Raw genomic sequence first — 12,557 nt, forward strand, 5'->3', positions numbered from 1 at the left:
TACCGGCCCGAAGGGCAGGTTAGCCCTGTCGGATGGCACAATCACCGCATGGCACGGGACGAGGCATGAGGTTCACCGACCGGGCGCACGCCGGCAGTGTGTTGGCCGGAGAACTCGGCCACCTCGCCGGCCAACCCGCCGTGATCCTGGGCCTGCCCAGGGGCGGGGTCCCGGTCGGCTACGAGATCGCTAGGCGTCTCGGCGCTCCCCTGGAGGTGTTGCTGGTCCGCAAGCTAGGGGTACCGGTCCAGCCGGAACTGGCCATGGGCGCCATCGGCGAGGGCGGGGTACGCGTCCTGGACGAGCAACGGATCGAACGGCTCGGTATACGGTCGGCGGCCGTCGAGCGGGTGGAGCGTAGAGAGCGCCGCGAACTGGCCCGCCAGGCGGAACGGTTCCGTGGCAATGCCCGTCCCGCAGATCTGGAGGGCAAAACCGCGGTGATCGTCGATGACGGCATCGCCACGGGCGCCACCGCCCGTGCCGCCTGCCTGATCACCCGGCGCCTCGGGGCCGGGCGGGTCGTGCTGGCCGCTCCGGTCGCTCCCCGCGACGCATCGGCAACCTTCGCCGAGGTGGCTGACGAGCTGGTGGTGGCCCACACGCCGCGGCGCTTCGCGGCCATCGGCATGTTCTATCGCGACTTCCGGCCCACCCCGGACCATTCGGTGGTCGAGCTACTGGACCTTGCCCGGCAATGGACGCCCGGCCACGAGCCGGGGCGCTGAGCCGGCTTAGCCGGTACTCTCCGCAACCCTCGAAAGTTGGGCGGTGAACAGGGTTTCGCCTGTAGAGTAGTGATAATGACACTTCCCGACACTCCCCTGCTGGATACCATCCGGGGGCCTGCCGATCTCCGATCCCTCGGCTTCGAGGAACTCGAGGAGTTGGCCACCGAGATCCGCCACCTCATCGTGGCCACGGTCACCCGGAACGGTGGCCACCTGGGGTCGAACCTGGGGATAGTCGAGCTCACGCTGGCGCTGCACCGTGTCTTCCGGTCCCCCCACGACGCCATCCTGTTCGACACCGGGCACCAGGCCTACCCCCACAAGCTGCTGACCGGGCGGCGGCGTCAATTCGCCACCCTCCGGCTTCCCGATGGTATGTCCGGTTATCCCAGCCGGGCGGAGTCCGAACACGACTGGATCGAGAACAGCCACGCCTCGACCGCGCTCTCCTACTCCCACGGTCTGGCCGCCGCCTTCCAGGCCGGTGGTGATGACCGCCGGGTGGTGGCGATCGTGGGCGATGGCTCGCTGACCGGGGGCATGGCACTCGAGGGGCTCAACAACATCGGCCATTCCGGTGCCGACGTCACCATCGTCCTCAACGACAACGGCCGTTCCTACGCACCGACCATCTCCAGGCTGTCCGAGAGCCTCATCAAGCTCCGGACCACCTCCGTCTACGAGCGCGGCCAGGGCGTCGCCCGCTCGATTGCCGAGTCGATTCCCTGGGTGGCGGACCTGGTGAGCCGTGGGATAGACGCGACCGAAGTGGCCATTCGCCAGATGTGGGAACCGCCCCAGATCTTCGAGCAGTTCGGCATCCGCTACTTCGGTCCGTTCAACGGCCACGATCTGCCCGAGCTCGAACGCATCCTCAAGAACGTCCGGGCGATGAGCGGCCCCACCGTGGTGCATGTGATCACCCAGAAGGGCCGCGGCTACGCGCCGGCCGAGAACGACCCCATCAAGGCGATGCACGACCTCTCGTCCATCAAGGAAGGCAGCTACACGGCCGCATTTGCCGAACACCTGCTGGCGCTCGCCGGCCGCCATCCCGAGCTGGTGGCGATCACCGCCGCCATGCCCGACTCGACCGGAGTGCTACCGCTCCAGAACCGGTTCCCGGACCGGGTCTTCGACGTCGGGATCGCGGAGCAGCACGCGGTGGCGATGGCCACGGGCATGGCCATGGGAGGCCTCCGTCCGGTGGTGGCCATCTACTCCACCTTCCTCACCCGGGCGCTCGACCAGATCAACCTCGACACCGCGCTCCACGGCTGCCCCGTCATCTTCTGCCTCGACCGGGCCGGTATCACGGGAGACGACGGCGCCTCCCATCACGGACTGCTCGACATGGTGCTGCTCTCGAAGATCCCGGGCATGACCATCTTCGCTCCCTCCTCGTACGAGGAACTCCCCGTGATGCTCGACACCGCGCTCGAGATAACCACCGGCCCCTCCGCCATCCGGTGGCCCAAGACCCCGCCCCTCCGAGCATCGATCGATGAGGTGGGATCCGGGCTGTCGGCTCGCCGGGTCCGCGAGGGATCCGAAGTCTGCCTGATCGGCATCGGCAAGATGCTGGAACCCGTCTCCGAAGCGGCCGACGTCCTCGAACGTGAGGGAGTCAGCTGCTCCGTTTGGGACCCGAGGGTGGTGAAGCCGCTCGATCCGGTGATGATCGGCGACGCCGCCCGGCACGAACTGGTGGTTACCGCCGAGGACGGGCTGCGCGCCGGCGGCATCGGGCAGGCGATCCGCGACCAGGTGGATGGCCCGGGGTCAGCCCGGGTGGTGACGATCGGCCTCCCGACTGCACACCTTCCTCATGGTAAGATCGAAGAACTTCTCGCCCGTTACCGGATGGACGCTTCTGGGATCGTCTCGGCGGTCAAGGAACACCAGCATGCGGCGGTGTTATAGCCAGAAGTCCCGGCAGGTGGGGAATGACGCCAACCAAGACGCGAGAACGGAAAGGGGCCTACTAATGACTCGAAGGCTAGTACCTGTGTTCGTGGTGCTTGCGATGGTCGTTGCTTCATGCGGAGCCGACGACGAGCCTGCCGCCACGACAGCCGCCCAGGAGACGACTACGGCCGCAACCCAGGCTGCCACCACCCAGCCCGAGGAAGTGACGGTAACTCCTCTGCAGGGCGGCACGCTGGGCGAGATCCAGGCCCGCGGTAGCCTGCGATGCGGTGTGTCAACCGCCGCCATCGGTTTCGCCGAGCCCCAGGACGACGGTTCCTACACCGGATTCGACGCCGACTACTGCCGAGCCCTGGCAGCAGCTGTGCTAGGTGATGCCAATGCGGTCGAGTTCGTGGGCACCACCGCCGCCGAGCGCTTCAACGTGCTCGCCGCCGGCGAGGTCGACGTGCTGTTCCGTAACACGACCTGGACCCAGAGCCGAGATACGGAGATCGGCGGTGACTTCGGACCCACCACGTTCTACGACGGCCAGCAGATCATGGGTAAGGCCGACTTCGGCTTCACCGATGCTTCGACTCTGGTGGACGTGGACGGCGCCAGGCTCTGCACCAACGCCGGTACCACCACCGAGAAGAACATCACCGAGGGCGCCCGCGTGGTCGGCGCCGAGATCGAGCTGGTGACCGTGGAGAACTTCCCGGAGGCCATGGACCTCTTCCGGGCGGGTTCCTGCGACCTGGTGACCACCGACGGCTCGGCCCTGTTCGGCCACCGCTATGCCGCCATCCAGAACGGCGAGATCGCCGAGGGAGACTGGATCATCTTCCCGACCACTCCGATCTCCAAGGAGCCGCTCGGCCCCATGTACCGGCAGAACGACAGCCAGTGGGCCGACGTGGTGAACTGGTTGGTGTACATCCTGATCATCGCTGACGAGAAGGGCGTTACGTCCGAGAACATCGACGAGATGGTGGCGAACCCGCCCGACCCCGAAGCGGGTCGCTTCCTCGGCGTAGGCGAGGACGAGCTCCAGACCAAGATGGGTCTCGCGGCTGACGCGTACGCCCAGGCCATCCGGCAGGTCGGCAACTACGACGAGATCTACGCCAACAACCTGCACCCGCTCGGGTTCGCCCGAGCCGGCTCGGCCAATGCCCGCTGGACCGAGGGCGGTCTCGTCTACGCACCACCGGCCCGGTAAAACCAAGTAGATCCGAATCAAGGAGGGGGCGCCTAACCGGTGCCCCCTCCTCGCGTTGTTGGTATCGTTTAGGAGGCCGGCAAAATAACGGAAGGTCAATTGGTCACGCCCCCCGACCGATCCTCTCAGACCCGCGTACCCATATGGCGCAACGTGGTCGTCATCAAATGGGCCACCCAAATCGGCATCCTCGTCGGCCTCCTCTGGCTGGGCTATGTGGTCATAACCCAGGCCACCAGCAATCTTCGGGCCACCGGCATCCCGTTCTCGTGGGACTTCCTAGGCGAACCACTGGGCGTCAAACTCGGTGAGGGGTTCAACACCGATCCCGAGTCGGGCCTGGAGGCGCTGGCGGTGGGAATGGTCAACATGTTGAGGGTCACCTGGAGCGGTGTCATCGCCGCCACCATCCTCGGCACGGTGATCGGGATTTCGAGGCTGTCATCCAACTGGATCGTCTCGAGGATCGCCAACGCCTACATCGAGTTCTTCCGCAACATCCCGCTGCTCGTCCAGATCCTGTTCTGGCAGGCACTGATCGTCGGGCTCCTGCCGGATCTGACCCCCGAGATGGAGGGGTCCCGGTGGCTGTTCGCCAGCCCCAAGGGCATTGCCATGCCCTGGCTCACCCCCCTGGCCGGCCGCTGGCAGTACACCGTGCTGCTCATCCTCGGCGTGGTGGCGGCACGCTGGGTGTACCGGCGCCGGATCGCGCTCCAGGAGCGAGAGGGGCACGATACCCACGCCTTCGCCTGGTCGATCGGCACTTTCGCCGTCTTCCTGGTGGGAGGCTGGTTCGCCCATCCCGTCGCCGGAGCGTTGGGATGGCTGTTCACCGCCCTCGCCTGGGTGGCCGGGGTAGTACCGGTGATCGGTCTCCAGCTGGTACTGGCCGCCCTCGCTGTCTTGTTGGCGGCCCGCTACATCGTGCGGTATCTGAGGCGGCTCCGGTCGCCCGCCGGGATGGCCAAACTCTCGGATGACGACTACTTCCGCCTGGCAGTGGCGGCCGTGGTGGGAATCGGGGTGATGCTGTTCTTCGTATCCGGGGCCGGGCAGGCAACCCTCTCCAGTGTTCTGGGACGGACGCTCTGGTACCAGATGAACTGGGGGTTCGAGCCGCTCTTCGACTTCCTGGCGTCACGGTTCGACTTTGCCGGCGGCGCCCCCCTGCGCTTCACCCTTCCCGAGGTGGTAGTGCCCACCAGATTCCCCCAGTACTCCCACGAGGTCGGTAAGGCACTCACACCGGGCTTCATGGCGGTCTGGATGGGAGTCACGCTCTACACCGCGGCCTTCATCGCCGAGATCGTGCGGGCCGGGATCATGGCCGTGCCGCGCGGTCAGGGTGAGGCCGCGGCGGCGGTCGGTCTGCGCCGGGGCCAGGTGCTGCGCCTGGTCGTGCTGCCCCAAGCCTTCCGGATCATCCTTCCCCCGCTCGGTTCCCAGTATCTGAACCTGGCCAAGAACACCTCCTTGGGTATCGCCGTGGCCTACGCCGACATCGTCCAGGTCGGCCAGACCATCTTCAACCAGGAAGGCCAGGCATTGGCGGTGTTCATCTTCTGGATGGGCTTCTACTCGCTCGTAAGCCTGATCCTGTCGGGCATCGTGAACTACTACAACCGCAAGATGGCCCTGGTGGAGCGCTGATATGACTGATCCCGCATCCGCCGGCGTTGCCGCCGACATGACCGAGCGGGCTCCCGAGCCCCCGCCCACCGGGCCGTGGCGCTGGATGCGCGAGAACCTCTTCTCGGGCCACACCTGGGGACAGATCGCCTTCAACTCCTTCCTCACCTTGGCCTTCGCCCTGGTGCTCCTGAACATCCTGCGGTTCATCACCTCTTACCTATTCGCTCCGGAACGCAAGTGGGCGGCGGTCACCCACAATGCGAAGCTGCTGATGGTCCAGGCCTTCCCGCAGGACGACCTGATCCGGATCTGGATGTCCCTGGGCATATTCATAGTGCTGGTGGTCTGGTCCCTGGCGTCCTGGAAGGTAGGAGGACGGCTCGAGCTCACCACCTTCGCGGGAGGCGTGAGGAGCGGCGCTGTCCTGGTGGCGGTGACGGCGATCATGCACCACGCGGCCGAGGCGCGCACCTTCGGTGTTCCCATCCTGGCATTCGACTCGCCCGCCGACTGGAGCAACGTACGTGCCTGGATACTCGTGGCCGCGGTGCTGGTAGGCGTCCTGGCCCACTTCGCCGTCCGGTGGAGCCGCGCCGCCGCTCCGTCACCGACGATCCCACTGCTGAGCGTGCCGGTGATGGTCATGGCGGCGGTGTCCGCCGTCCTATGGACCGTGGAGCTCCCGGTTCCGTTGGGTCAGTTCGACCAGACCACCGCACCGATAGCCGCCACCACCGCCAGACCGTGGACGATTCTGTTCGCTCTGGCAGTGGCCGCCTATCCCCTCGGGATCCTGGCCGAACGCATCTGGCCGCGCGCCTTCCGGCGGTTCCTCATCTCGGCCTGGGTCCTTTCCTATCCACTGATCATCTTCATCATCCAGCGCAACCCGGTCCTCGACTGGACCGACATGATCTTGCTGCTGGGCATAGTGCTGGGCGCCGGCGCGCTCCGGGTGCTGGTCGCTCTGCCCAGAGGGCCGACCGGCGCCGCGGTGGTGGCGGCTATCGGGCTGGTGATAGCCGCCCTGCCACTCACTTCCGGCGAGGAGCCGCTCTGGGTCGCGGCGGGGTTGGTGCTGATCGGGTTGGCGACACTGATCGCCGCCCTGACGATCAAGGAGCCGGTGGTGACGGTCAGGGCGGCGGCTGCAGGCCTTGTCCTGGCTTGCCTGTTGATCTGGCTCGTCCCGATGCCGTTCCTCTTCCGGGTCCTGGTCACTGCCTTCACCCTGTTCCTGCTCGTAACGCCCACCGTCGGAGGAACGCAGCGGGGGAGGACCTACCTGGTCCGGGTCTGGGTGGCGGCCACGGTGCTGACGGTGGTGGCGTTCCGGCTGGGTGCCACGTTCGTCGACGAATCGGGCCTGACCGCCTTCGTGCGCTCGGATGTCGTCTCCATCCTCCTGGCGGTGGCACTGGGTGGCGGCGCGCTCTGGGTCCTGGGCCTCCCCCCGAGAGGGCATGCCTCCACCGCGGTGGTGGCGGCCATCGGGCTGGTGACAGCAGCCCTGCCATTCGCCTCCGGGGAGGAGCCGCTCTGGCTCACCGTGGGGTTGGTGATAGTCGGCCTGGCGATACTGACCGCCGCCTTCACGATCAAAGAGCCGGTGGAGAAGGTTCGCGCATCGGCTGCAGGCCTTGCGGTGGTGTGCCTGTCGATCTGGTTCATCCCGATGCCGTTCCTCTACCGCACACTGATAGTCGCCTTCACCCTGTTCCTGCTGGTGACGCCCACCTTCGGAGGAACCCAGCGGGGAAGGACCAACCTGGTCCGAACCTGGACAGTCGTTGCGGTGCTGACAGTGGTGGGGTTCCGGCTGGGCGCTGCCAGCACATCCCTCGAGTTCCAGGGAACCACCTTCCTGGGTGGTTTCAACCTGACCATCCTGCTGGCCGTCAGCGGCATCGCCCTGTCCCTTCCCGTCGGCCTGATCCTCGCCCTGGCGCGAACCTCCTCGATGCCCATCTTCCGGCTGCTGGCCACCGGGTACATCGAACTGGTCCGAAGCGTGCCGATGATCACCTGGCTGTTCTTCGGCTCGGCCATGCTGACCGCCTTCCTTCCGGCCGGAGTGGAGTTCGACGAGATCGTCCGGATAGTCGCGGCCATCACCATCTTCAACTCGGCCTACGTGGCCGAGAACATCAGGGGAGGACTGCAGGCCATCGACCGGGGCCAGTACGAGGCGGCCAGGGCTGCGGGCCTGAGCATCGTCCAGTCCACCTCGCTGGTGATCCTGCCCCAGGCGGTGCGGACGGTGATCCCGGCACTGGTCGGGTCGATCATCGTCGCCTTCAAGGACACCTCGCTGGTGGCCATAATCGGGCTGGCCGACATCCTGCTGATCGCTCGCAGCTTCATACCTCAGCAGAGCGACCCCAACTTCCAGGGCACCCTGCCCCAGATGATGTTCTTCATGGCGTTGTTCTACTGGATAGTTACCTTCACGATCTCGAAGCTGAGCATGCGCTACGAGCGCAGCCTCGGTCTTGGAGAACGCTGATGCCGAATCACTGAGGAGGATGTAATGACCACCAACGGATCCCAGGCGATCATCTGCGAAGACGTAAAGAAGTGGTTCGGTGACTTCCAGGCTCTGAGCGGGGTGTCAACCTCGATCGGCTGGGGCGAGGTGGTGGTGGTGATCGGACCCTCCGGCTCCGGCAAGTCCACCTTCATCCGTTGCATAAACCGCCTCGAGGCCCATCAGGCGGGGCGGATCGTGGTCGACGGGATGGAGTTGACCAACGATCTCCGCAACATCGACGCCATCCGCCGCGAGGTGGGCATGGTGTTCCAGCAGTTCAACCTGTTCCCCCATCTCACGGTCCTGCAGAACATCACCCTGGCGCCGATCTGGGCTCGCAACCGGACCAGGTCGGCTTCCGAGGCCGCCGCCATGAAGCTCCTCGAGCGGGTCGGCATACCCGAGCAAGCGCACAAGTACCCCGGCCAACTCTCCGGCGGGCAGCAGCAACGGGTCGCCATCGCCCGGGCCCTGGCCATGAACCCGAAGATCATGCTCTTCGACGAGCCCACCTCGGCGCTCGACCCCGAGATGATCAAGGAAGTCCTCGATGTGATGAAGGAGCTGGCCGAATCGGGCATGACGATGATCGTGGTCACCCACGAGATGGGGTTCGCCCGCGAAGTCGCCGATCGAGTCCTCTTCTTCGACTACGGGATGGTCGTCGAGGAAGGAACGCCCGAACACTTCTTCCACAACCCCCAGCACGACCGCACCAAGCTCTTCCTCAGCCAGATCCTTTAACTAGTTGCGAGTTTGTAGTTGCTAGTTTCTAGTTAGTAGTTGAAAATAGTGGTTAATAACTATTGACTAGCGACTAGCAGCTAACAGCTATTCGGTTGTGCCCTCCTTGAACATCTCGCCGATCGCGGCCACCGCGCCCAATAGGCCCGACGTGTCGAGCGGCAGGAAAATCTTGGTGGCCTGACCGTCGGCGATGCCCTGCAGAGCCTCCAGGTATTTGATAGCGATCAGGTCATCGGTCGGATCGCCGTTGTGGATCGCCAGGAAGACCCTTTCGATGGCCTGTCCCTCACCCTCTGCCACCGTGAGCTTCTGGTACTTGTCCGCGTCGGCCACCCGCTTGATGGCCTCGGCCTCGCCCTCGGCCTGGAGGATCGCGGCCTGCTTGACACCCTCGGCCTTGAGGATGGCGGATCGCTTGTCGCCCTCGGCTTCGGTCACCACCGCCCGGCGGCCCCGCTCCGCCTTCATCTGGCGGTGCATGGCTTCGGTCACGTCCGGCGGCGGCTCGATCCGCTGGATCTCCACCCGCACAACCCTCGTTCCCCACTTGTCGGTGGCGTCGTCGAGGATCTGGCGGAGCTTGCTGTTGATGACCTCGCGGGAGACCAGAGCCTCGTCGAGCTGGAGGTCGCCGACCACGTTACGCAGGTTGGTCTGGGCCAGCTTGGTGATGGCCAGGATGAAGTTCCCGACCGCGTACTTGAGCTTCACCGGATCGGTCGCCTCGAAGTAGATCACCGCGTCCACCGTGACCACCACGTTGTCCTTGGTGATGACCTCCTGCGGCGGCACGTCCACCACCTGCTCCCGCATGTCGACCTTGAGGATTCTCTGCACGAACGGGATGACGAACCGGAGCCCGGGCGAGACGGTCCTCTGGTACTTGCCGAGGAACTCGATCAGACCCTGCTCGTACGGCCGCACGATACGGAACCCGCTCGCTGCGATCAGCAAGACCGCCAGGGCAATGATGCCTAAGAGCAATACGCCCGCTACCTCCATCGGATTTCCTTTCTCTGGTGTTCTCTAGTGGGTTGGTCTCTAGTGGATTTCTCTGACTACCAGGCGGGTGCCTCGCAGGTCCACCACTTCCACCCTTCTACCCTCGGCAATGGGCTCACCTTCGGTGACGGCCCGCCATTCCTCCGCCTCGACCCTGATCAGCCCGGTGTTGGCGCCGGTGTCGACTCTCTCCAGCACCAAGGCTTCCATCCCGACGTAGCGACCGGGCCCCACCACCAGCCCCCCGTCCTCATCCTGGGCTCTCATGAAGCGACGCACGTACAGGAAGGAGATCCCGGTACCGACGAAGAAGAGCAACCATTGGACGATGTCGCTCAGTCCTGTCCAGGCAGCAATAGCGGCGAGCCCGGCGCCGATCGCGAACGGGAGCAGGAAGAACCCGGCCGTGACTATCTCCCCGAGACCCATGAGCAGGGCCAGGCCGGTCCACACCCATCTCCAGACTTCGTTGTCCATCATCGTCTCCAGTCTCATGAGGACGCGCTCGCCGTCACGATGGTTCACCACGCCTACCCGGATACCGTGGCTCGGGCAAGTCCTGCCGTCAGGTCGCCTACCGGATGTCCCTGCTAAGGATACTGACGACTGCCTCCTTAACCTAGACTGCGCACAGCATGTATGGACCCCTCAACGGCGTAAGGGTGGCGCTCGTGACGCTGGCGGTGATCGCTGCCCTGTTTGCCGCAGTTCTCGGTTACTGGATCGTCACCCTGGTCCTGCTTGCCGGAGTGGCTCTTCACGGTCTCGGCTGGCTCTACCTAGCCCAACAAGCCAAGACCGACAATAGTTCCTAGTTTGTAGTCTCTAGTCTCTAGTCTACTTACTGACTACAACTAGCAACTAGTAGTAACGGGGGAAACGCGAGAAATCCTTCGGACGCTTCTCTACGAAGGCATCCCGCCCCTCCTGGGCCTCTTCGGTCATGTAGCCGAGGCGGGTGGCCTCGCCGGCGAAGACCTGCTGTCCCACCAGACCATCATCGATCAGGTTGAAGGCAAACTTGAGCATCCGCTGCGACATGGGGCTCTTGGCGTTGATGATCCCGGCCCATTCCAGCGCAGTCTCCTCCAGGTCCGCATGAGGCACCACCTTGTTGACCATCCCCATACGAAATGCCTCCTCGGCCGAGTAGTCGGCACCCAGGAAGAAGATCTCCCGGGCCCGCTTCTGGCCGACCATGCGGGTCAGGTAGGCCGAGCCGAACCCGGCGTCGAACGAGGCCACATCCGAGTCCGTCTGCTTGAAGATGGCATGCTCCTCCGAAGCCAGGGTCAGGTCGCAAACCACGTGGAGGCTGTGACCACCCCCGACCGCCCAACCCGGCACCACCGCGATGACCACCTTCGGCATGAACCGGATCAGGCGCTGGACCTCGAGGACATGGAGCCTTCCAAGACGGGCCGGGTCGATATCCGCGGCGCCTTCACCCTCGGCGTACATGTAACCGGCTCGACCGCGAATGCGCTGGTCCCCGCCCGACGAGAAGGCCCAACCACCGTCCTTAGGAGACGGGCCGTTCCCGGTGAGCAGGACGGTCCCCACGTCGCTCCATTGGCGGGCATGATCGAGGGCGACATAGAGCTCGTCCACCGTCTGCGGCCGGAAGGCATTTCGCACTTCGGGTCGGTCGAAAGCCACCCTGACCGTCCCCTGATCGACCGCCCGGTGGTAGGTGATGTCGTCGAAGGAGAAGCCCTCTACCGGGCGCCAGGCACCGGGGTCGAACAGCTCGGAGACCATCAGGAGCGAGGCATGTCACGCGGGGCGCCGGCGCAGCAGGCGACCTCCGCACCGTATGCCGCCACCGCCGCCTCCCGATCATCCTGATTCTGGTACTGGGGGGTGTCGTGACGAGGGGTGCGATGGTCCTCCGGTCGCAGCGCTTCTTCCTTCCATGGCGCGGGCCACGTGTAACCCAAGTCCACGATTCCCGGCCGGTCCATGGTCTCGAACAGGGCCAGGGCGTCGCGCATGATCGACCGCTGCTCCCCGGGCCGGTCAGGCGGCCCGCAGGTGTGCCCCAGCGGGAAATCGGTGAAGGCCGCTCGAGGCGGGTTGGCCGATGCCGTGATCGAACGGGCGCTGGTCATGGACAGGGTGGGGACGCCCTTACGCTCGATCGCCCTGCTGACCAGCCCAACTGACTGGTGGCACACCGGTCAGACGGGTACCAGCAGCACCGCGTCCGCCCCCATTTCGAGGGTACGGTCCACCAATACCGGGATCAACTCGGCGGCCAGCCGCCGCTGCGAGTAGATGCCGCCCATAAAGGTGAGCGCCAGCGGCGCCAACTCTCCCACCGTGCCCTCGGCGACCAGTGACCGAAGGGTGTCGATCGGGAAGACCACGTTGGGATCCCGCCGGGCGGCGGCCGGATCGAAGGCGAAGTGAGTCACCCGGAGTTCGGCGCTGTCCACGTCGGTGGGGATCTCCCGGTGGGTCACGTCGTCTCGATGCGTGAAGGCCACCTGCCCGTGGCGGTAGATACCACCCGAGGCGATCAACCCCAACCGGGCTTCCGAAAGCGGTTTGCCGAGCGTGGCCCACGAAGGCGGATCCTCGTTGAGAGCCCAGCGGTAGGGCTGGTAGCCCAGCTGGGCGTAGGTCTCCCTGGTTACCGCGATGTAGTCGATCGGTCGGCGGTCGGTCTCGGTCATACGCCGATTGTAGGACGCTGCCCGGCCATCCATCGCAGCCTTCCAGGTCGGCGATCAGCCGGACGAACATGCAGGGTCGCCGGCTTGGTTAGGGTTCTGAC

Annotated in this window: 12 protein-coding genes; 7 read left to right on the forward strand and 5 right to left on the reverse strand. The window is 65.3% G+C overall.

What is annotated here, in order from left to right; translation table 11 throughout:
• Nucleotides 1–65: 65 nt before the first annotated feature.
• The 6 genes from OXM57_14705 to OXM57_14730 all read left to right on the forward strand — a co-directional run bounded on the left by OXM57_14705 (nt 66) and on the right by OXM57_14730 (nt 8,773).
• Nucleotides 66–728: a phosphoribosyltransferase family protein gene (locus OXM57_14705; GenBank protein ID MDE0353928.1), complete on the forward strand. Its 663-nt coding sequence runs from the start codon at nt 66–68 to the stop codon at nt 726–728.
• A gap of 75 nt (nt 729–803) precedes the next feature.
• Nucleotides 804–2,654 (forward strand): 1-deoxy-D-xylulose-5-phosphate synthase, encoded by a 1,851-nt coding sequence (gene dxs, locus OXM57_14710; protein MDE0353929.1) that lies wholly within the window; start codon nt 804–806, stop codon nt 2,652–2,654.
• A gap of 64 nt (nt 2,655–2,718) precedes the next feature.
• Entirely contained in the window at nt 2,719–3,864 is a 1,146-nt protein-coding gene (locus OXM57_14715) for an amino acid ABC transporter substrate-binding protein (GenBank protein ID MDE0353930.1), read from the forward strand.
• A gap of 99 nt (nt 3,865–3,963) precedes the next feature.
• Nucleotides 3,964–5,517 carry an ABC transporter permease subunit gene (locus OXM57_14720; protein ID MDE0353931.1) on the forward strand — a complete coding sequence of 518 codons (1,554 nt, stop codon included), beginning with the start codon at nt 3,964–3,966 and terminating at the stop codon, nt 5,515–5,517.
• Nucleotide 5,518: 1 nt separating this feature from the next.
• Complete coding sequence (locus OXM57_14725; GenBank protein ID MDE0353932.1) at nt 5,519–8,005, forward strand: amino acid ABC transporter permease; 2,487 nt, start codon at nt 5,519–5,521, stop codon at nt 8,003–8,005.
• A gap of 24 nt (nt 8,006–8,029) precedes the next feature.
• A complete protein-coding gene (locus OXM57_14730; GenBank protein MDE0353933.1) occupies nt 8,030–8,773 on the forward strand; it encodes an amino acid ABC transporter ATP-binding protein in 744 nt (247 codons plus the stop codon).
• A gap of 87 nt (nt 8,774–8,860) precedes the next feature.
• Here the strand turns inward: OXM57_14730 and OXM57_14735 are convergent, their stop codons facing one another.
• Both OXM57_14735 and OXM57_14740 read right to left on the reverse strand, forming a co-directional pair.
• Entirely contained in the window at nt 8,861–9,778 is a 918-nt protein-coding gene (locus OXM57_14735; GenBank protein ID MDE0353934.1) for an SPFH/Band 7/PHB domain protein, read from the reverse strand.
• Nucleotides 9,779–9,817: 39 nt separating this feature from the next.
• Nucleotides 9,818–10,273 (reverse strand): NfeD family protein, encoded by a 456-nt coding sequence (locus tag OXM57_14740; protein ID MDE0353935.1) that lies wholly within the window; start codon nt 10,271–10,273, stop codon nt 9,818–9,820.
• A 140-nt stretch (nt 10,274–10,413) separates the two neighbouring features.
• Here OXM57_14740 and OXM57_14745 point away from each other — a divergent pair, with 140 nt between their 5' ends.
• The gene (locus tag OXM57_14745; GenBank protein MDE0353936.1) at nt 10,414–10,593 is read left to right on the forward strand and encodes a hypothetical protein; all 180 of its coding nucleotides are present in this window, start codon (nt 10,414–10,416) and stop codon (nt 10,591–10,593) included.
• A 46-nt stretch (nt 10,594–10,639) separates the two neighbouring features.
• On the opposite strand, the gene OXM57_14750 is transcribed toward OXM57_14745, so the two are convergent.
• The 3 genes from OXM57_14750 to OXM57_14760 form a co-directional block, all read right to left on the reverse strand.
• Nucleotides 10,640–11,539 carry a 1,4-dihydroxy-2-naphthoyl-CoA synthase gene (locus OXM57_14750; GenBank protein ID MDE0353937.1) on the reverse strand — a complete coding sequence of 300 codons (900 nt, stop codon included), beginning with the start codon at nt 11,537–11,539 and terminating at the stop codon, nt 10,640–10,642.
• Nucleotides 11,539–11,889, reverse strand: coding sequence for a hypothetical protein (locus OXM57_14755; GenBank protein ID MDE0353938.1), 351 nt, complete (start codon nt 11,887–11,889; stop codon nt 11,539–11,541). The genes OXM57_14750 and OXM57_14755 overlap by 1 nt, the downstream gene beginning before the upstream one ends.
• Nucleotides 11,890–11,958: 69 nt before the next feature.
• Nucleotides 11,959–12,456 carry a glycine/sarcosine/betaine reductase selenoprotein B family protein gene (locus tag OXM57_14760; GenBank protein MDE0353939.1) on the reverse strand — a complete coding sequence of 166 codons (498 nt, stop codon included), beginning with the start codon at nt 12,454–12,456 and terminating at the stop codon, nt 11,959–11,961.
• Nucleotides 12,457–12,557: the final 101 nt, after the last annotated feature.

It is taken from the genome of bacterium (assembly GCA_028820935.1).
Classification (GTDB): Bacteria; Actinomycetota; Acidimicrobiia; order Spongiisociales; family Spongiisociaceae; genus Spongiisocius.